Source organism: Streptomyces sp. NPDC086077, from assembly GCF_040686175.1.
Classification (GTDB): domain Bacteria; phylum Actinomycetota; class Actinomycetes; order Streptomycetales; family Streptomycetaceae; genus Streptomyces.
This window is the reverse complement of the sequence record NZ_JBFBJT010000035.1, coordinates 1-19281: the sequence shown is the minus strand read 5'-3', so window position 1 is coordinate 19281 and position 19281 is coordinate 1. Positions and strand designations below refer to the sequence as shown.

Here is a 19281-nt window from a genome sequence, read left to right as displayed (position 1 = left end):
AGGACGTTGCCTCCCCGCGGCGGCGGCGACGCCGCCGGGAACCGCCGGCCGTCGGCGTGCGTCGTCCGCGACGACACCCCCGGACCTCTGACCACGACGGACACCAGCAGGGCGGCAGCATGAGCGAGTTGGTCCCCGGAGGCAACGTGCCGCTCCCGGACGGTCCCCTGACCGTGCGGGTGCCCGGCCCCTTCGACCTGTCCGCGCTCGTCACCGGCGACGGCGGCAGGGTGTGCGGCGACGGCGACTTCGTGTTCTACAACCAGCCCGCCGCCCCGGGGGCCGTCCTGCGGGGCCACACGCTCACGGTCGACCCGCCGCGGCTGCGCGCCGGGGCAACCCGCGTGGCGGTCGTCCTCAGCCCCGCCGACCCCACCGTGCCGCTGGGCCGCCTCCCCGTCCCCACGCTGTTCGTCACCGATGCGCACGGCCGCCACCTCGCCCGGTTCACTCCTCCGCGCCCCGGACAGGAGACGGTCCTGCTGCTCGCCGAGCTGTACCGGCGCGGCGCGGGCTGGAGGGTGCGCGCTCTCGGGCAGGGGTACGCCGACGGACTGGCGGGCCTGGCGCGCGACTTCGGCGTGGACGTCCTGGACGACGGCACACCGTCCACCCCTTCGCCCCCCGTCCCGACCGGGCCGCCGAACTCCGCGCGTGCCGCCGCCCCGCCCGGCCCACCGTCGGCCCCGGATCCGCTGGGCCTTCTCCCCCTCGTCAACTCCGCGCGTGCCCGCGCCGGTTCGCCGCCCGTGGTCCTCGACGCGCGCCTCACCGACGCCGCCCGGCAGCACGCCCGCGCCATGGCGGCCACCGGTCGGCTCGGCGTCGAGGGCGGGGACGGTGTCGCGGTCCACCAGCGGGTGACCGCCGCCGGATTCGCGTACCTCACCATCGGCGAGCACCTGGTCTCCGGCCCGCGCACGCCCGCCGAGTTCGTCGACCACTGCCTGCGCAACCACGGCCTCCGCCGCACCCTCCACGACCCGGCCTTCACCCACGCCGGACTCGCCCGTGCCGACGCCGCCCGGTCCGGGGGCACCTTCTGGACCGCGCTGTGGGCCACGCCCCTCACCCCGGCCGGCCTCGCCCGCGCGACGGCCGACGTCATCGACCTCACCAACCACGCGCGCACCCGGGCCGGTCTGCCGCCGCTGGCCCAGGACCCGGCGCTGACCAGGGCCGCGCAGGCGCACAGCGACGACATGCTGGCCCGCGACTTCTACTCGCACACCGCGCCGGACGGCAGCCGCCCCTGGGACCGGGCCGCCGCCGCGGGCTCCACCCGTCGCTCGATCGGCGAGAACATCGCCTGCGGCCAGCGCTCCCCCACCGAGGTGGTGACCGGCTGGATGAACAGCCCCGGCCACCGCGCCAACATCCTCAAGCCGGACTTCACACACATCGGCATCGGTTTCGCGGGCGGCGGCCGGTCGGGCACGTACTGGACCCAGTTGTTCGGCGGCTGAACGACGAGGACGGTCAGGCCCCCGGAATGCGACGGGCCTCCCCCGGAGGTCGGCGGGCCTGGCCGACCGGCCCGTCCCGCCACCCGCAGTTCCGCGGCCGATGTTGGCAGAACGGCATACACCGGACAGGATGCCCGCATGAAGGGTGACCTCTTTTCCAGTGAGCACATGGTCCAGCCCGCGCAGGCGCCGGGCATGACCGTCGAGAACACCAAGTGCATCAGGTACGCCGTCAACGGTGAGATGCTGGCCCGGCAGGGCGCGATGATCGCCTACCGCGGCGATCTCGCCTTCGAGCGCAAGGGCCAGGGCGTGGGCGGCATGCTCAAGCGCGCGGTCACCGGTGAGGGGCTGCCCCTGATGGCGGTGCGCGGCCAGGGCGAGGCATGGTTCGCGAACGAGGCGCAGAACTGCTTCGTCGTCGACGTCGAGCCGGGCGACGAGTTCACGGTCAACGGCCGTAACGTCCTGTGTTTCGACGCGACGTTGTCGTACCGGATCGCCACCGTGAAGGGCGCGGGCATCACCGGCGGCGGCCTGTTCAACAGCGTCTTCAGCGGTCAGGGCAGGCTCGGCCTGGTGTGTGACGGCAGCCCCCTGGTGATCCCCGTCTCGGGGCAGTACCCGGTCTACGTCGACACGGACGCGGTGGTCGGCTGGACCGCCGGCCTGCAGACCTCCCTGCACCGCTCGCAGTCCATCGGTTCGATGCTGCGCGGCGGTTCGGGTGAGGCCGTCCAGCTCATGCTGCAGGGCGAGGGGTACGTCGTCGTACGGCCCAGCGAGGCATCGCCCCACAAGCCTCAGCAGCACTGAGCGGACCGGGGTCCCTGACGAGCCCGAAGTGATCCTGCCTCGTGAGCAACCCCCCTGACCGTACCGACGTCTCGATCGACAACAGTGACGCCCTGGCCTCTCTGGGGCCGGGGCGGTTTTTCCGGGGGCTATGCACAGTACGACGACGTCCTCGGGATCTGGGGCGAGCCCGCCGTCACCGGCAAGCCGGTACTCGCCGACCTGCAGGAGCGGAAGAAGACGCTCCCGGTCCTGTGCGCGCTGGACTTCCCCGACCCGGCGGCCGGGCGCCGCACCGCGCTCATGGAGTCCGCGGGGGACCCGGCCGAGGCCGCGGAGCTGATCGCGGCGACGGGCGGGCGGACGGCGGCCCTGGCCGAGGCGCGCCGGCACATCGACGCCGGAGAGGCCGCGCTCGCGGACGCCTCGCTCGACGCGGGGGCGGCCGCCGAGCCGCGGTCGGTGGTGGGTTTCCTGGTGCGCCGGAACCTGTGACGGCCGCCGCGCAGTGCTCGACGAGCAGGGGCGAGCGGGGCCACGGCGCACTGACGGAACGTCAAAATTGTGATGTCGCCCGAATACGCCTCCCGGGCGTTGAACACACTCCGTGGCGCCCCGCGTACCTCTGGGAAAGGTGAGAGCCGGGCGTTCAGAGGGATGACCATGAGCAAGGCGTACGTCTCCGCACACCAGTTGGTCGCCGGGAGGTACCGGCTCCTGGAGACCGTCCATCGCGAGTCGAACCGCGTCTGCTGGTACGGGGAGGACGTCGAGGCCGGGCGCCCCTGCCTGCTGACCCAGGTCGGGTTGCCGGGCGAGCCCGACGGGGACGCCGCGCGCCGGACCGTCGGCCGCATCATGCGCACGTCGGAGACGATGGGACGGCTGTGCCCCGGCCGGGTCGCGACCGTGGTCGACGCGGTCGCGGAGGAGGGCGCGCTGTGGACGGTCACCGAGTGGCTCGGCGGTACCCCGCTCGGGGAACTCCTCGCCGAGCACGGCTCGTTGAACTACGTGCGGGCGGCCCGCATCGGGCTGGAGCTGCTCGACCTGCTGGAGGCCGCGCACGGCGAGGGCATCACCCACGGCGAGCTGAGCCCCGGCCAGATCCTCGTCCGCGAGGAGGGCCCGGTCGTCGTCGCGGGCTTCGGGCTGGCGGGCGCGACGCTGGCCCCCCGGCTCACGGCTCTGTCGTACGCCTCTCCGGAGCAGGCCCGCGACGAGCGGATCGGCCCCGCGGCCGACCTGTGGGCGCTGGGCGCGATCCTCTACACGATGGTCGAGGGGCGCCCGCCGTTCCGGGAGCGGGACCGGCCCGAGGCCACGCTGAAGAGCGTGGACCGGCTTCCGCTGCGCACACCGCTGCGCGCCGGACCGCTCACCCAGGTGGTGCAGGGCCTGCTGCGCAAGAACGGCCGTGAGCGGCTCACCCGGCCCGTGGTGCGTCAGGCGCTCACCCGGGTCGTCAACGAGGACGCCGACGCGGCCCTGCCCCCCGCGCCGGTCCCCCGGCTGCGCCGCGCGTACGCCACCGCCCTGCACGTCACCGACCCGGGGTGGAGCAGACGAACCATGATCGCCGGGACGGCGCTGGCCGTCGTCACGGTGACGGTCGCGGTACTCGCGGTGACCCGTGACCTGCCAGGCACGGACACCGCCGCGTCCGACGGTGAACGCCGCCCGCCGGCCTCCGCCGGCACACCGGACCCGAACCGCCCGTCCACCCCCGCGCCGACGCCCACCGCACCGGCCCCGAGCACGCCGGCCGAGCCGCCCACCGGCGTCTCCCCGTCGCCCTCGGCACCCACCGTCCCGCCGGGCTTCAGCACCTACCGCTCCCCCGAGGGCTTCTCCGTCGCCCTCCCCCAGGGCTGGAAGCCGCTGAGCACGACGCGCGCGTCCGGTCTGGCCTACCGCGTGGTGCTCGGCGCACCCGGCGACGCGCGCACGCTGGCGGTGACGTACAGCGCGCGCGTCGGTCCGGACCCGGTCGCGGTCTGGCGCGACGACGTCGAGCCAGGGCTGAGGCGGACCGCCGAGGACTACCGGCGGCTCGGGGACATCCGCGCGACGACCTACCAGGGGCAGGCGGCCGCCGACATGGAGTGGCTCGCCGACGTCGACGGCAGCCGGGTGCGCACGCTGGGCCGCGGCTTCCTCATCGGTGGCGGGCGCGGCTACTCACTGCGCTGGACGACCCCGGCCGAGGTTTGGGACGACGCGGACAACCGCCAGGCCCTGGAGGCCTTCTTCCGCACGTTCCGGCCGGCCGGGGCCTGACCGGGACCGCCCCTGATCCGTGCGCCACTGTGCCGTTTCCTGTCGCCTCGCGCGGAAACTCGGCCCCTATGGCGCAAATCGGATACACGATGATGACCGAACAGGCCGGCCCCCGCGATCTCGTGGACCACGTGGTGCGGGCCGAGGAAGCGGGGTTCGACTTCTCCGTGACCTCGGACCACTACTTTCCGTGGCTGCGCTCGCAGGGTCATTCACCGTACGCGTGGAGTGTGCTCGGCGCGGCCGCGCAGGCGACGGAGCGCATCCCGCTCATGACCTACGTGACCTGCCCGACCGTCCGCTACCACCCGGCGGTGGTGGCTCAGAAGGCGGCGACCATGCAGTTGCTGTCGCAGGGCCGCTTCCGGCTGGGGCTCGGGTCGGGCGAGAACCTCAACGAGCATGTCGTGGGCGGCGGCTGGCCGTCCGCCGACGTACGGCACGAGATGCTGGAGGAAGCGGTCGAGATCATCCGGGCGCTGTTCGCCGGCGGTCATGTGAACCATCACGGCACGCACTTCGACGTGGAGTCGGCCCGGCTGTGGGACCTGCCCGAGGAGCCGCCGCAGATCGGCATCGCCGTCTCCGGCGAACAGTCCTGCGCGCTGGCGGGGCGGCTCGCCGACCTCGTCATCGCCACCGAACCGGAACAGGGCCTGCTGGAGGCCTTCGACCGGCACGGCGGCACCGGCAAGCCGCGCGTGGGCCAGCTGCCGGTCTGCTACGACCCCGACCGAGACGCGGCGGTGAAGCGGGCGCACGCGCAGTTCCGCTGGTTCGGCAGCGGCTGGAAGGTCAACTCCGAGCTGCCGCACCCGGATTCCTTCGAGTCGGCCACCCAGTTCGTCACCCAGGACGACGTCGCCGCCTCGATCCCGTGCGGCGACGACCCGGAAGACTTCGTGGCGGCGGTCCGCCCCTACGCCGAGGCCGGGTTCACGGAGATCGCCCTGGTGCAGATCGGCGGCGACTCGCAGCCGGAGTACCTGGACTGGTCGGCGAAGACCCTGCTGCCGGCGCTGCGCGACGCCCTCGACTGAGCGGCTGCCTCTCGGCGTTGCGCGGGGCACCGGAGAATCACCCTCAGGACTGAGCATCACGTGCACGAAGGGGGTACTAGAGGTCTCTACGACCGTTCTCCCCGGAGGCCCTCTGGTGAACCCCAATGTGCACAAGACCCTGGTCATGCAGCTTCAGGCGGGCGCCACGGACCGCTTCCCCGTGCTCGCCCACCTCGGCTACGACGCCGACGACCCGTTCGCCGTCACCATGGTGTTCAGCCATGACGGCCATGTACTGGCCCGGTGGCGGCTGGACCGCGAGATGGTCCTCGACGGGCTGCGGCGGCCCGTCGGCATGGGCGACGTGCGGTTCCGCCCGGTGTCGACGGGCGTGTGGGAGGAACTGCGCATGGAGTTCTTGGGCGACACCCGGTCGGACGGCGAACGCCATCATGCGGTGGTGTTCGCCTGGGCCGCCGCCGTCGAGTCGTTCCTGCGCCGGACCCACGAGATCGTCGCGCCCGGGCAGGAGCAGATCGAGGTGGACGACTTCCTGGCCGAGGTCATCGCCGAGGGCTGAGCAGCCTTGTCCATGTCCGGTGGTGCGGCGGGAGTTGCGCAGCCGTACGGATACCTCACGCGGCGGGAGTTGAGTAGCCGTACTCATGCCCGCGTCGCGCGGCGCCGACACGATGGGGCTCCCACCAAGAGGAGCGCGCCCATGTCCGCTGTCAGTCCGGACCCACACCGGATCTCCCCGCTGTCCGCCGCCCGCTCCGGCCGGCGCCTGCCCCCGCTGCTCGCCGGGCTGGTGGTCGTGGCGCTGGCGGTGTCCGCCTGGGAGCCGTACGACCGGGCGACCTGGTTTTTGGAGACGGTGTGGGTGCTCGTCGGACTGCCGCTGCTGTTCCTGACCTGGCGGCGGTTCCCGATGACGGGCCTTCTGTGCTGTCTGCTCGCCGCGCACGCGCTGGTCCTGGTGCTGGGCGGCCACTACACCTACGCGCAGGTCCCGCTCGGCGACTGGGTGCGCGACACCTTCGGCCTGGACCGCAACCCCTACGACCGCTTCGGCCACCTCATGCAGGGCTTCGTACCGGCCGTGCTGGTACGGGAGTTGCTCGTGCGCACCTCACCGCTGCGCGGCAGCCGCTGGCTGGCGCCGCTCGCCGTGTGCGCGTGCCTCGCCTTCAGCGCGGTCTTCGAGATGCTGGAGTGGGCGGCGGCCGTGATCGGAGGCGAGGCGGCGGACGCGTTCCTGGCCACACAGGGCGACGTGTGGGACACGCAGTGGGACATGTTCTGCGCCCTGGTCGGCGCCACCGCCTCGCTGCTCCTGCTCAGCCGGTTCCACGACCGTCAGCTGAGCGCACTGACCCGTCAGTGACCGGTGCCGCTCGTGTGGCGGCGCCGGGTCCACAGCGGCAGCGCGAACCAGCACAGCACGTACCAGACGACGACGCCCGTCACGATCCACGGCACGTAGGGGTCGTGGGTCGCCACGCGCAGTATCAGCAGCAGCGCGCAGACCATGGTGAGAAGCAGCAGGATCAGGCCGACGAAGGTCAGCCGGGAGGCCCAGGTGACCGCCTGCGGCTTCACCCGGCGTCCGGAGACCAGGCGGTGCAGCGACACCGGCCCTATGAGCGCGCCGGTCGCCGCGGCGCCGAGTACCACGGTCACGATGTAGATCCTGCGGTCCGTGTCCGACAGGTCCGCGAAGGTCGGGGCGAAGACGACGGTCAGCAGGAAGCCGAAGAGGATCTGAACGCCCATCTGCGCGACCCGGATCTCCTGGATGAGGTCACCCCACATGCGGTCGGCCCGCTCCTCCTCGGTCTCGTCGCGCCCTCTGGGCCGGTGCGAGCTGCCTTCCGCGGTCGTCACGGTTCCTCCCGGTCGAGAAAGTCCGAAAACTCTTCCCCACCGGGTTCCCCGTGAACAGCTCCGCTACCAGCGAGCTTCGACCTGGTCCTTGACCCGCGTGGTGTACAGGTCCTGGATCGCGCCGAGCGTGGCGCCGGGCAGGGCCGGCAGGTGGGCGGCGGCCGCGTTGGCGCGGGCCTGCTCGGCGGAACGGGCGCCGGGGATCACCGTGGTGACGCCGGGCTGCTGGACGATCCAGCGCAGAGCGAGCTGGGCCGGGGTGCAGCCCTCGGGGGCGAGGGCGGCGAACTCGGCGGCGGCCTCGACGCCGGTGGCGTAGTCGACGCCGGAGAAGGTCTCGCCCTGGTCGAAGGACTCGCCGTGCCGGTTGTACGTGCGGTGGTCGTTCGCCGGGAAGACGGTGTCCTTCGTGTACTTGCCGGACAGCAGCCCCGAGGCGAGCGGCACCCGGGCGATGATGCCGACGCCGGCCTCCCGGGCGGCGGGCAGCACCTCACGCAGGGGCTTCATCCGGAACGGGTTGAGGATGATCTGTACGCTCGCCACGTTCGGCCGGGCGATCGCGGTGAGGGCCTCGGCACAGGTCTCCACGCTCACCCCGTACGCGGCGATGCGCTCCTCCTCGACCAGGGTGTCGAGGGCGTCGAAGACCTCGTCGGAGGAGTAGACGGGCGTGGGCGGGCAGTGCAGCTGCACCAGGTCGACACGGTCGACGCCGAGGTTGCGGCGCGACCGGTCGTTCCAGGCGCGGAAGTTGTCCAGGACGTAGTTCTCGGGGATCTGCTCGACCCGGCGGCCCATCTTGGTCGCGACCAGCACGTGCAGGTCCGGCCGGCCGCTCAGGAACGTGGCGATGGTCCGCTCGCTGCGCCCGTCGCCGTAGACGTCGGCGGTGTCGAAGAACGTCACCCCCGACTCGGCCGCCGCCTCCAGCACCATGAGGGCTTCCTTGTCGTCGACGTCTCCCCAGTCGGCGCCCAGTTGCCAGGTGCCGAGACCGACGACCGACGCATGCTGACCCGACCTGCCGAATTCGCGTTCTTCCATGGGCGTCAGTCTGTCATCTGCCACCGGCGGGCACGGAGGCGGTCGCCATGACCCGCCACCTGTGCATTCCTCACTCACACGAGTGAGGGAACGCGGCAGGCGGACGGATCGCGCCCGAACCGCCCTAGCGTGAACGCGTGACCGATGGTTTGACCGAAGAGCCCCCTTTCTGCACGCGCCGCGGCTTCCTGCGCACCGCCGCCGCCCTGTCCGCCGTACCGGCCGTGCTCGTGCCGGATCCGGCGTCCGCCGCGCGGGAGCTGCCCGGCTTCCCCGCCGACGTGGGCCTGTACCGGACGGCGTACCGGAACTGGACCGGCGAGATCACGGCCACCGGTCTGTGGGCCTGTGCCCCGGACGGGCCGCAGCAGGTGGTCGCGGTCGTGAACTGGGCCCGGCGCCAGGGCTGGACGGTCCGTGCCCGCGGCGCCTCGCACAGCTGGTCCCCGCTGACGATCCCGGAGGGGACGCAACCGGCCGCCCCCGTCCTCCTCGTCGACACCACCCGGCATCTCACCGGCCTCGCCCTCGACGGCAGGTCCGCCGTGCGTGCCGGCTCCGGTGTGACGATGGAGGCGCTGCTGACGTATCTGGAAGGGCACGGACTCGGCCTCACCGCCGTGCCGGCACCCGGCGACCTCACGCTGGGCGGCGCCCTGGCCGTCGACGGCCACGGCACGGCCGTACCGGCGCGGGGCGAGCGGCGGCTGCCGGGGCACACGTACGGCTCGCTGAGCAATCTGGTGCTGTCGCTCAGCGCCGTGGTGTGGGACGAGGGCAGCGACGCCTACGTCCTGCGCACCTTCCGTCGGGACGAGGCCGACTGCGCGGCGTTGCTCACCCACCTCGGGCGGGCGCTGGTGACGGAGGTGGTGCTGCGGGTGGGGGCCGACACCCACCTGCGGTGTGTCAGCCGCGTCGACATCCCGGCGGGCGAGTTGTTCGCGGCACCGGGGTCGAGCGGGCGCACCTTCGAGAGCTTCCTCGACGCGTCGGGGCGGGTGGAGGCGATCTGGTTCGCCTTCACGGAGCTCCCGTGGCTGAAGGTGTGGAGCGTGGCCCCGACGCGGCCGCCGGCCTCGCGGCGGGTCTCGGGGCCGTACAACTACCCGTTCTCCGACAGTGTTCCGGAACCGGTCGCGGATCTGGTCGGGCGGATCGTGGCGGAGGGCGCCTGGTCGCTGGCGCCGGTGCTGGGCAATCTGCAGTACGACGTGGCCGCGCTCGGGCTGCCGGCGACGCTGTCCGGGGACATCTGGGGGCCGTCGAAGAACACGCTGCTGTACTTGCGGCCGACCACCCTGCGGGTGCACGCCGACGGCTACGCCGTGCTCACCTCGCGGGGGCAGGTGCAACGGGTGATCCACGAGTTCACCGGCCTCTACCGGGAGCGGCTCGCGGCCTACGCCGCCGAGAACCGCTTCCCGGTCAACGGCTCGGTGGAGATTCGCGTGACCGGCCTCGACGATCCCGCTGACGCCGAACTGGCGGGCGCCCACGCCCCGTTGCTGTCGGCGGTGCGGCCGGCCGAAAGCCGTCCCGAGTGGGACTGCGCGGTCTGGCTGGACGTGCTCACCCTGCCGGGGACGCCGCACGCGGAGGCGTTCCTGCGCGAGCTGGAGCGGTTCCTGCTCGGCCGCTACGACGGCCGCGCCGGCGCTGGGTACGCGCTCGCCCGGGTCGAGTGGTCCAAGGGCTGGGCGTACACGGACTCGGACGCGTGGCGGGACGAGGACGTCATCGGCACGACGGTGCCCGCCTCGTTCGGGGAGGGCGTGTGGGGGCGGGCGGCCGGCGTGCTGGACCGGCTCGACCCGCACCACGTGTTCAGCAACGCCTTCCTGCGGCGGCTGCTGGGCTGAGCCGGGGCTACCTCAGCGTGCGGCCGTGGGCCGTGCGGGCGAGCTTCGGGCCCAGCCAGCGCTTGAGCCGGCGCAGCGCCTCCAGTTGCCCGGCCGCGCGGTCGAGCCGGTAGTACAGCTGCGGCGGGACGTACGGCAGCAGGGGCGAGTGACGCTGGCCCAGCAGGGCGAACATGCGCTCGGGCGGCAGATGGATGTAGCGCGGCAGGTTCTCGTACCACTGGGCGCTGTAGCGGGCGGCGCTCTGCGTGGGCAGCAGGGCCGCCTTGCGTTCGCGCTCGTAGCGGGCGAGTGCCTGCGGGAGATGGGCGTGCTCGCGGAGGGCCGCCGCCAGCGCGATGGCGTCCTGAAGGGCCAGCGTGGTGCCGGCGCCGATGGAGTAGTGCGTGGTGTGGGCGGCGTCGCCTACGAGGACGAGGTTGTCGCGGTACCAGGTGCGGTTGGTGAGGGTGCGGAAGTTCAGCCACTGGGCGCTGCCGCGCGCGCCGGAGCGTGCGATCAGCCGGTGGCCGTCGAGGGCGACGGCGAAGAGCTTCTCCAGCAGGGCGAGCCCGTCGGCCTCGCCCGCGCCGTCGAGACCGAGGCCGGTGAAGGTCTCGGGGGCGCACTCGACGACGCAGGTGCTGCGCCGGTCGTCGAAGGGGTAGCCGTAGCACCAGATCCAGCCGTGCGCGGTCTCCACGAAGGCGAAGGTGAAGGAGTCGAACACCTTGGTGGTGCCGAGCCAGATGTAGGAGTTCCGGCCCGCGGTGACCTCCGTGCCGAAATGGCCGGCGTGGCGGGTGCGCAGGGTGCTGCGGACGCCGTCGGCGGCCACGACCAGGTCGGCGTCGGGCAGTCGGTCGGGGGCTGTCTCGTGCTCGTACTCCACGCGGACGCCCAGGCCGCGGGCCCGGGCGGCGAGGATCTCCAGGAACCGGTGGCGGCCGATGCCGAAGCCCTGGTCGCCGGGGTGCCGGGTGGTCAGGTCCCGTACGTGTGCGACGCCCTCGTTCCAGCGGACCGAATGCGCGTCGAGGGCGCGGGCCGACTCGGGGTCGTGCTCGTGGAGTGTGTCGAGCAGTCCGCGCCAGTACGTGACGCCCCAGCCGTAGGTCGAACCTTCCGGGTCGCGTTCGTACACGGTGATGTCATGGGACGGGTCCTGCCGTTTGAGCAGGATCGACAGATACAGGCCGGCGGGCCCGGCGCCGACGCAGGCGACCTTCACGCACACCCCTAGGAATTACTCATAGCGATCATTTCGCGACGCAGGGTAGCAGGAGTGAGGCGCCGCGACCGGCCGCTCGAAATCGCGTCATCTTCGCGGAGTGAGCCAGGCCACGCGGGGCGCGGCCGCACGGTGACGGATCGCCACAAAGATCGCGACAAGGGGGAGGAATTCCCTCTTCCGGGCTGTCCGGGCAGCCGTTCCGGCAAGATCAACTTGATTCAACCTTGCACCAGATATGGGCAGTTGTCCGGATCAGGGCCAACCACACACGCGCGATTTCTGCCGCTCTCGGCCGGACCGATAGGCATGCGAGGTCGTCAATCGAACGACCTGCCGAAAGCAGCGTCCCAACGAATCCTGGAGGTCCCTATGCCGGAACTCAGCCGTCGCCGTGCGCTCACCGCCGCGGCCGCCCTCGCCACGACCGCCGGCGCCTCCGCCGTGGTCGCCTCCGGCGCGGCGGCCGACGCCGGCGCCGCCCCCGTCACGCCGGACACGCCCGGCACGCCGCAAGCGGCGGGGCACGAGCACGGCCACCACTCCCCCGCACCCTTCGACGAGGTCTACAAGGGCCGTCGCATACAGGGCCATCCGGTCGCCGGGGGCGGTCACGAGCATCACGGCGGCGGCTACGCCGTGTTCGTGGACGGCACGGAACTGCATGTGATGCCGAACGCCGACGGCACCTGGATCAGCGTGGTCAGCCACTACGACCCGGTGCCCACCCCGCGTGCCGCCGCGCGCGCCGCCGTGGACGAGCTGCAGGGCGCCCGACTCGTCCCGTTCCCCGCCAACTGACCTTCCCCGCACCACATCAGGAGTCATCGCACATGACCGTCCGCAAGAACCAGGCGAGCCTGTCCAGCGACGAGAAGCGGCGCTTCGTCGCCGCGCTCGTGGAGCTCAAGCGCAGCGGCCGCTACGACGAGTTCGTCACGACGCACAACGCCTTCATCCTCGGTGACACCGACAACGGCGAGCGCACCGGGCACCGTTCACCGTCGTTCCTGCCCTGGCACCGCAGATACCTGCTCGAATTCGAGCGGGCGTTGCAGTCGGTGGACGCGTCGGTGGCGCTGCCGTACTGGGACTGGACCGCCGACCGCTCCGTGCGCTCCTCGCTGTGGGGCCCGGACTTCCTCGGCGGCACGGGGCGGGCCCGGGACGGGCGGGTGTCGGACGGGCCGTTCTCCGAGGCGGGCGGCAACTGGCCGATCAACGTGCGGGTCGACGGCCGGACGTTCCTGCGCCGGTCGCTGGGCAGCGCGGTGCGGGAGCTGCCGACCCGGGCCGAGGTGGACTCGGTCCTCGCCATGGCGACGTACGACATGGCGCCGTGGAACAGTGCCTCGGACGGGTTCCGCAACCACTTGGAGGGCTGGCGCGGGGTCAATCTGCACAACCGGGTGCACGTCTGGGTCGGTGGTCAGATGGGCACCGGGGCCTCCCCCAACGACCCGGTGTTCTGGCTGCACCACGCCTTCGTCGACAAGCTGTGGGCCGAGTGGCAGCGCCGGCACCCGGGCTCCGGCTACGTCCCGGCGGCCGGGACACCGAACGTGGTCGACCTGAACGAGCCGATGAAGCCGTGGAACGACGTGTCCCCGGCGGACCTGCTGGACCACACCGCCCACTACACCTTCGACACGGACGCCTAGAGTCCTGACAAACGGGGAGCGCCGGGGCGGGCAGGGGTCACTTGCGTGACCCCGACGGCGCTCCCGCCGTGGCGGACCCGTTCACCACGTCCACGTCGCTCGCGCGGACGTAGGCGAGCCGGTGACCGAACTGGATCTCGTAGTACTCCTCGTCGCCCTTCACCACCCGGAAGGCGCTGCCGGAGCCCGACTTGTCGACATACGTGCCGGCGACGCGGTCCTGCGTCACATAGCGCTGACCCGCGAGGAGGCTGTACGGGAGCGGCGAGTCGTCCGACACGGGCACGTCGTCGGGATAGGCGTCCGGCTCCGGGTAGGCGCGCCCGTACACGGGGATCTCGCTCAGCCCGTCCTTCGGGGTCACCATCCGGCCGGTCGTCCCGATGGCCGTCGGGCGGGTCCTGGGGTTCTTGAACCAGGCCCGGTTGCCCTGGTACCAGATCGCCGTCCAGTCACCCTTGCGTCCGGCGACCGCGAAGACCTGGCCCGCCGAGACCCGCGACCCCAGGTCGTTGACGTCCTCCGTCGAGGGGTCGCCCTCCGGGCGGCGGCCCGGGTCCTGGATCAGCGGGGCGCCGTCGCGCGGCTCGGTGTGCAGCCGGACCGCGCTGGAGCCGTGCGGCGCGCACGGCACGCCGCTGGTCTTGCACCCCGTGAACAGCGGCTTGTGCGTGTCGTAGTCGGGCAGCACGACCACAAGGTCGCTGTCCCGTCCGGCCCTGCCGCGCAGCGGGGCGCCGAGCAGGTCGAAGTAGTGCTCCCAGTCCCAGTAGGGGCCCGGGTCGTCGTGCATGTCGGGGATGGTCACGCCCACCGGGGACGGCACGTTGTCGTGTCCGAAGATGTGCTGCCGGTCGAGCGGGACGTCGTACTTCTTGGCCAGGTAGCGCACCAGGCGGGCCGAGGCCTGGTACATCTGCTCGGTGTACCAGGTGTCCGGCTGGGCGAGGATCCCTTCGTGCTCGATGCCGATCGAGCGGGCGTTGATGTACTGGCTGCCGGAGTGCCGGGCCGCGTCCTTGGTCTTCACGTGCTGGACGACATGGCCGTCACTGGAGCGGACGGAGTAGTGCCACGACACCTCGTTCGGGTCCTGGACCGTCTTGAGCATGGCCGGCAGGGGGCCCTCGGTGTCGTGGATGACGATGTACTCGACCTTCTGGTCGTTGGGCCGGTCGGCCGGGTCGAAGTTGCCGTACTCGCCGTCACCGACCTCGACGTGCGGCGCCCGGACCCAGGAGCAGGACAGCTCCGTCGGGCACTCGATGTCCTTCGGCCGGTTCGGGTCGTGCGGCGGGGCCTTCACCCCGGGGCTGGCGGGGAGGGTGATCCGCTGCCCCGCGTCGGTGGTGCGGCGCGCACCGCGCCGGATCACGGTGAAGACGTCGCTCGCGAACGTGTTCGCCGACACGGAGTCGCCCATGCCCGGGAAGCGCGCCACCGCCTCCCACCAGTCCGACGGGTCGGCGCTGAGCGGCTTGCCGAGCTCGCGCTGCGTCGCCGCCAGCAGTGCCGCGCCGCCGCGCACGTTGGCGGCCGGGTCCGTCCGCAGCTGCTCCACCGGCACCCCGATGAGGCGGGCGGCGCGTTGCAGGTCGGCGGGCTGCACGGAACGGCTGCCCCGGGTGTTCTGCTTGTTCGGCCCGGACTGCGGACCCGCGAGCGCGCGGCCGCCCACTCCCGGCAGCGCGCCCTGGACGTGCGGCCGGTCCACCAGGTGCATCGGGCCGTAGCCGCCGGCGACGCTGGGCGCGCCCCGGTGGGAGTCCCACCGCGACTGCTGGTAGGACACGCCCATCAGTACGCTGGGCGGCACGCCGTACTCGGCCGCGGCTGCCGTGAAGACGTCCTGCAGACGCCGGTCCTCCGTCGCGCTGTTCTCGACCTCCGGGCCACTGTCGGAATGCGGCAGGCTCAGCAGGGTGACCAGCAGCGGAACCTGGAGCGCCACCGACGCGGTCACGCAGACGACCCGTCGGCGGCGCCGCCGTACTGCGTCGGGGACACGGGGGGTGGCGGGATCTGTCATTGCAAGGGCCTCCGGCGATGCTCGGCGCTACCACGACAGCGGAGTAGCTCTCCACGTCACCCCTCGTACGCTTCCGTGCCCGAAGCGCCACGTCGCGCCAAGCGTCACCGAGCTGGACCAGCCGCCCGCCACAGGCCACCCGGTCAGCGGCAGTCCGCCCGTCCGGGCGGCGGAAGCCCTCAGCTCCCTTACCGACCGGTACGGCCCGGTGCCCACCGCACTCCCGCTCAGTCCTGAACCGGGTCGACCTCCCAGTCGGGATGCCCCGGCATGGGCGGGGTCCGCTCCCCGTACAGCCACGACGTCAGAAACGGCGTCAGATCCTCGCCGGCCGTCTCGGAGGCGAGCGCGACGAAGTCCCGGGTGCCGGCGACCCGGCCGCGGTACTTCGTCACCCAGGCCCGCTCGATTTGGTCGAACGTCTCTTCGCCGACCTTCTCCCGCAGGGCGTACAGCACCAGCGCCGAGCCGTCGTACCGCATCACCTTGAACAGGGTCGGTTCGGTGGGTTCGGCGGGGGCCCCGTCGTCGTGCCGCCACTGGTCGTGCTGTGCGTACGCCGACCGCATCGCGTCCTCGATGTCGACGCCGCCGTGCGCGTCGGAGTAGAGCCGCTCGTAGAAGCGGGCGTGTCCCTCGCTCAGCCACAGGTCGGACCACCGTCGGATGGCGACGCTGTTGCCGGTCCACTGATGGGCCAGCTCGTGCACGAGATCACGTTCGGCGTCGACCCGGTCACCCAGCAGTTCGCCCTTGGGCACCACGGACAGCGACTGCGTCTCCAGCGCCACCGGGAGATCGGTGTCCCCCACCAGTACGCCGTAGCGGCGGAACGGGTACGGGCCGAGCCGCCCTTCCAGCCAGGTCAGATGGTCGGACGTGAGCGCACGATGGTCCTCGGTGTCCGTGACCAGCCCCTCGGGGACCACGTCCCGCACGGGCAACCCCCGCGGGCCGGTGCTGTCCACGAACGAGAACTTCCCGATCGCCAGCTGGATCAGCTGGGCCGCGACCGGATGCTCGGAGTCGTACGTCCACCGGACCCGGCCGTCGGGACGCCGGACGCGCTCGACCAGCCGGCCGTTCGCCACCGCGCTGAGGCCCGGCGGGGTGGTGATGCGGAAGGTGACCGGCGCCCGCAGGCTGGGATGGTCGTTCACCGGGAAGATCATCTTGGCGCCGTTGGGCTGCGCGCAGACCACGGTGCCGTCCGGCGTGGGCACCCAGCCGTACGTCTGGATGGCGTCGCCGCGCTCCCGCTGCTGGGTCGGGTCGGCGGTGTAGGCGACCTGCACGGTGAAGGCGGCGCCCTTGGGAATCGGCTTGGCCGGGGTCACGACGAGTTCGTCGCCCTCGCGTTCGGATCTGGCCGGTGCGCCGTCCACGGTGACCGCGTGCAGCGTGTTGCCGGCGAAGTCGAGGTCGAAGCGGGAGAGGGCCTGGGTGGCGGTGGCGCTGACGGTGGTCCGGGCGGCGAAGGGGGTACGCGGGGCGCGCCAGTCGAAGGCGAGCGTGTAGCGGCGGACGGTGTAGCCGCCATTGCCGTCGAGCGGCATGAGCGGATCGCCGGCACCCGGGGCGCCGGGCGCCGGAGCCGGGCCCGGCGTAGCGCCGGACGGGCCCGCGGCGGGGGCGCCGCGCTGCGCGGCCGACCGCGGATCGCCGAAGGGGAACGCGCCGGCGAGGGCGGCGACGGCGGTGATGCCGACGGCGCCCGTGAGGGCCAGGGCCAGAGCCCCGCGGCGTCGCCACTTCCCGGCCGGCTCCTCGTGGGGGCGCGCGAACAGCCTCTTCACGGGTGCAACCGTCGGGTGTCCCGGCGACCGGCAGTCCTGATCGTCATGGGCGCACTATGCCAGCAAGATGCCAGCGAATCGGCTGATATGCGCGCGCCTTCCATCCGTGCGGGCTACAGGGCTCTCCGCAAATGGTTGCAGCGGCACACAGTGACATCCCTCACGTAGCCGTGACGCGTCAACGTGACTCGGTAGTACATGAGCCCGGGGCGATATACGCGGACTTGCCAGACGGAAACAGACAAACGGCACCCACGATACGGCCGCATGAGACCGGCTCACCCCTTTCGCACCACCCGCCCGGCGCACACTCCGCCTTGACGGAGCGTCAGGCATCGCCGCCTGCGCGGTGAGCCGGGTGTGCACACCCGCGCGCCCTGTTCAAGAGCCTTCGGCGCCTACGAGGCCGGGTAGTAGTGATGCTCGTTGCCCCCTTCTCACGCCCCTTTTAACAATGACGGCCCCACTAGGCGTCACCGCAGGTCAGGCACAGCGCCCACGCCGTGCCTGCCCCGGAGGCGACCCGCGACGACCGAGCGAGGTCCCATGAGGAAGCACCGCAGGAAGACGCGCCATCGGCACATAGCCGTCGCCGCCGTCGCCCTGACCGCACTGGCAGTACCGTCGGCCGCCATGGCCTGTCTGAACGACGGAAGCGCCGGGGCCAGCGAGAACCCCAGGCCCCACGGCCAGTGGCAGCACTGGAGGAACGCCGCCCAACAACAGGGAGCGACCGTTCCCCAGGGCAGCATCGATCCCCAGGGCGGCAACACCGCGCCGGGCACGACGGCGCCCGGGGGTGGCGCACCCGCCGCCACGCCGCCCGGCGACTCCGGCGCCCCGGCCTCCGCGTCCAGTGCCGCCAAGCGCGTCGTGGCCCTGGTGAACAGCGAGCGCAGCAAGGCCGGTTGCTCCCCGGTGAAGCTGAACGCCAAGCTCACGGACGCCGCCCAGGACCACAGTGCCGACATGGCGAGCCACCGGAACATGTCGCACACGGGCTCCGACGGCTCGGATCCGGGCCGGCGCATCACCGAGGCCGGATATGACTGGAGGACGTACGGCGAGAACGTTGCCTACGGCTACAGCTCTCCCGAGCAGGTCATGGACGGCTGGATGTCCAGCCCCGGCCACAAGAAGAACATTCTGAACTGCGCCTTCAAGGAGATAGGGGTCGGGCTCGCGCAGCCCGGCGACTACTGGACGCAGGACTTCGGCACCGCCCGCTGAAGCACCATCCACTGCCGCCCCGGAGACTGGTTCCCGGGGCGGCAGAGGTGTGCCGATGACCCCTTGTGCTGCTCCGTGCACTCACCGCACTCGCATCGGCGGACATGCCGGGCCGACGCCCTCGCCCAACTCGCCGTCAGGCCGCGAACGGCCCCATAAACGCAGCCCAATACGGGCACTTGTAGGGCTATGCATGCAATTTGAACAATTTCAAAAAATAGCCCGTTTCAAGATGCCGCGGTACGCGTGCGCGACTAACGTCTGTGATGAAAGCCGCAAACCGGAACACACCCCGGTCGGCAAGGTTCCTGCACAACGAGGACCGCGACCGTAGCGCCACCCGCCTGACACAGTGCGGAAGCTGACAATCGGCGCCGGCGGCCGAGAGGTGCTTCACCATTCTTGCGGCGATGCCCATGACCGTGCCGCTCGCTTCACTGGCTGGGTGCGGCCATCCATCTCGTGCTGGGTACTGCGCGAGACGATGGAAGGAAAGGTACAACCATGCGATCACTTCGCGCGAGGCGTCTCATCGCGGCGTCTGCCACCACCGTTCTGATGGCGGGCGGCGCAGCGATCGGCGCAGCGGGCACGGCTTCCGCCGCTGTCCCGACCGGGCACACCTACAGCAACTCCTACGACAACGACTCGTGGGACGACGATGACGACTGGGGTAACGGCAACTACCGCGGTTACGACGACGATGACGACGACTGGGGCAACGGCGACGGCCGGGGCAACGGCGACGGCAACGGCTACGGCAACGGCGGTGGCCACGGTGGTGGCGGCCATGGCGACGGCGGCGGCCACGGTGGTGGCGGCCATGGCGGTGGCGGCGGCGGTCACGGTGGTGGCGGAGGCCACGGCGGTGGCGGCGGCGGTCACGGCGGCGGTGGCGGCGGGGGCGGCCACTGACAGTCGGTCCCGGAGGAAGTGCCGGACTTACCCACGACGCCCGTGCTGTCCAACAGCGCCTGCTGATGTACGACGGCGAGGGAGCGGTGCGTTTTGAGGTGA

Annotated in this window: 17 protein-coding genes; 12 read left to right on the top strand and 5 right to left on the bottom strand. The window is 72.0% G+C overall.

What is annotated here, in order from left to right:
- The first annotated feature begins 119 nt into the window (after positions 1-119).
- The 7 genes from AB0O67_RS13160 (at position 120) to AB0O67_RS13130 (ending at position 6929) form a co-directional block, all read left to right on the top strand.
- Positions 120-1466 (top strand): CAP domain-containing protein, encoded by a 1347-nt coding sequence (locus AB0O67_RS13160; RefSeq protein WP_365449265.1) that lies wholly within the window; start codon positions 120-122, stop codon positions 1464-1466.
- A gap of 138 nt (positions 1467-1604) precedes the next feature.
- Positions 1605-2282 (top strand): AIM24 family protein, encoded by a 678-nt coding sequence (locus AB0O67_RS13155; protein WP_365449263.1) that lies wholly within the window; start codon positions 1605-1607, stop codon positions 2280-2282.
- A gap of 84 nt (positions 2283-2366) precedes the next feature.
- Positions 2367-2756 carry a polyprenyl synthetase family protein gene (locus AB0O67_RS13150; RefSeq protein ID WP_365449261.1) on the top strand — a complete coding sequence of 130 codons (390 nt, stop codon included), beginning with the start codon at positions 2367-2369 and terminating at the stop codon, positions 2754-2756.
- 168 nt (positions 2757-2924) lie between these two features.
- Positions 2925-4541 carry a protein kinase gene (locus AB0O67_RS13145; protein WP_365449259.1) on the top strand — a complete coding sequence of 539 codons (1617 nt, stop codon included), beginning with the start codon at positions 2925-2927 and terminating at the stop codon, positions 4539-4541.
- A gap of 68 nt (positions 4542-4609) precedes the next feature.
- Positions 4610-5581, top strand: a complete 972-nt coding sequence (locus AB0O67_RS13140) for an LLM class F420-dependent oxidoreductase (RefSeq protein WP_365449257.1) — start codon at positions 4610-4612, stop codon at positions 5579-5581.
- A 115-nt stretch (positions 5582-5696) separates the two neighbouring features.
- Positions 5697-6122 (top strand): SsgA family sporulation/cell division regulator, encoded by a 426-nt coding sequence (locus AB0O67_RS13135; RefSeq protein ID WP_365449255.1) that lies wholly within the window; start codon positions 5697-5699, stop codon positions 6120-6122.
- 141 nt (positions 6123-6263) lie between these two features.
- Entirely contained in the window at positions 6264-6929 is a 666-nt protein-coding gene (locus tag AB0O67_RS13130; protein ID WP_365449253.1) for a DUF2238 domain-containing protein, read from the top strand.
- Here AB0O67_RS13130 and AB0O67_RS13125 read toward each other — a convergent pair.
- Together AB0O67_RS13125 and AB0O67_RS13120 are read right to left on the bottom strand one after the other, a co-directional pair.
- Entirely contained in the window at positions 6923-7357 is a 435-nt protein-coding gene (locus AB0O67_RS13125) for a DUF6328 family protein (protein WP_365449333.1), read from the bottom strand. The two genes, AB0O67_RS13130 and AB0O67_RS13125, sit on opposite strands and share 7 nt — an antisense overlap.
- Before the next feature lie 135 nt (positions 7358-7492).
- Positions 7493-8476, bottom strand: coding sequence for an aldo/keto reductase (locus AB0O67_RS13120; protein ID WP_365449251.1), 984 nt, complete (start codon positions 8474-8476; stop codon positions 7493-7495).
- 137 nt (positions 8477-8613) lie between these two features.
- Between AB0O67_RS13120 and AB0O67_RS13115 the strand changes: the two genes are divergently transcribed.
- On the top strand, positions 8614-10338 hold the full coding sequence (locus AB0O67_RS13115) for a cholesterol oxidase substrate-binding domain-containing protein (protein WP_365449249.1): 1725 nt from the start codon (positions 8614-8616) through the stop codon (positions 10336-10338).
- 7 nt (positions 10339-10345) lie between these two features.
- On the opposite strand, the gene AB0O67_RS13110 is transcribed toward AB0O67_RS13115, so the two are convergent.
- On the bottom strand, positions 10346-11548 hold the full coding sequence (locus AB0O67_RS13110; RefSeq protein WP_365449247.1) for an FAD-dependent monooxygenase: 1203 nt from the start codon (positions 11546-11548) through the stop codon (positions 10346-10348).
- A gap of 372 nt (positions 11549-11920) precedes the next feature.
- Between AB0O67_RS13110 and AB0O67_RS13105 the strand changes: the two genes are divergently transcribed.
- Both AB0O67_RS13105 and AB0O67_RS13100 read left to right on the top strand, forming a co-directional pair.
- Positions 11921-12349: a tyrosinase cofactor gene (locus AB0O67_RS13105; RefSeq protein WP_365449245.1), complete on the top strand. Its 429-nt coding sequence runs from the start codon at positions 11921-11923 to the stop codon at positions 12347-12349.
- 32 nt (positions 12350-12381) lie between these two features.
- Positions 12382-13209 (top strand): tyrosinase family protein, encoded by an 828-nt coding sequence (locus AB0O67_RS13100; protein ID WP_365449243.1) that lies wholly within the window; start codon positions 12382-12384, stop codon positions 13207-13209.
- A gap of 37 nt (positions 13210-13246) precedes the next feature.
- Here the strand turns inward: AB0O67_RS13100 and AB0O67_RS13095 are convergent, their stop codons facing one another.
- Together AB0O67_RS13095 and AB0O67_RS13090 are read right to left on the bottom strand one after the other, a co-directional pair.
- Positions 13247-15238: an N-acetylmuramoyl-L-alanine amidase gene (locus AB0O67_RS13095; protein ID WP_365449241.1), complete on the bottom strand. Its 1992-nt coding sequence runs from the start codon at positions 15236-15238 to the stop codon at positions 13247-13249.
- Between the two features lie 227 nt (positions 15239-15465).
- Positions 15466-17034, bottom strand: coding sequence for a M1 family metallopeptidase (locus AB0O67_RS13090; protein WP_365449239.1), 1569 nt, complete (start codon positions 17032-17034; stop codon positions 15466-15468).
- 546 nt (positions 17035-17580) lie between these two features.
- Between AB0O67_RS13090 and AB0O67_RS13085 the strand changes: the two genes are divergently transcribed.
- Entirely contained in the window at positions 17581-18264 is a 684-nt protein-coding gene (locus AB0O67_RS13085) for a CAP domain-containing protein (RefSeq protein WP_365449237.1), read from the top strand.
- 504 nt (positions 18265-18768) lie between these two features.
- The gene (locus tag AB0O67_RS13080) at positions 18769-19179 is read left to right on the top strand and encodes a hypothetical protein (protein WP_365449235.1); all 411 of its coding nucleotides are present in this window, start codon (positions 18769-18771) and stop codon (positions 19177-19179) included.
- Positions 19180-19281: the final 102 nt, after the last annotated feature.

Coding starts and splice junctions, on each gene's coding strand:
- AB0O67_RS13100 (WP_365449243.1), top strand. CDS start 12,382: ATGACCGTCCGCAAGAACCAGGCGAGCCTGTCCAGCGACGAGAAGCGG.
- AB0O67_RS13155 (WP_365449263.1), top strand. CDS start 1,605: ATGAAGGGTGACCTCTTTTCCAGTGAGCACATGGTCCAGCCCGCGCAG.
- AB0O67_RS13080 (WP_365449235.1), top strand. CDS start 18,769: ATGCGATCACTTCGCGCGAGGCGTCTCATCGCGGCGTCTGCCACCACC.
- AB0O67_RS13160 (WP_365449265.1), top strand. CDS start 120: ATGAGCGAGTTGGTCCCCGGAGGCAACGTGCCGCTCCCGGACGGTCCC.
- AB0O67_RS13105 (WP_365449245.1), top strand. CDS start 11,921: ATGCCGGAACTCAGCCGTCGCCGTGCGCTCACCGCCGCGGCCGCCCTC.
- AB0O67_RS13095 (WP_365449241.1), bottom strand. CDS start 15,238: ATGACAGATCCCGCCACCCCCCGTGTCCCCGACGCAGTACGGCGGCGC.
- AB0O67_RS13085 (WP_365449237.1), top strand. CDS start 17,581: ATGAGGAAGCACCGCAGGAAGACGCGCCATCGGCACATAGCCGTCGCC.
- AB0O67_RS13130 (WP_365449253.1), top strand. CDS start 6,264: ATGTCCGCTGTCAGTCCGGACCCACACCGGATCTCCCCGCTGTCCGCC.
- AB0O67_RS13120 (WP_365449251.1), bottom strand. CDS start 8,476: ATGGAAGAACGCGAATTCGGCAGGTCGGGTCAGCATGCGTCGGTCGTC.
- AB0O67_RS13140 (WP_365449257.1), top strand. CDS start 4,610: ATGGCGCAAATCGGATACACGATGATGACCGAACAGGCCGGCCCCCGC.
- AB0O67_RS13145 (WP_365449259.1), top strand. CDS start 2,925: ATGAGCAAGGCGTACGTCTCCGCACACCAGTTGGTCGCCGGGAGGTAC.
- AB0O67_RS13125 (WP_365449333.1), bottom strand. CDS start 7,357: ATGTGGGGTGACCTCATCCAGGAGATCCGGGTCGCGCAGATGGGCGTT.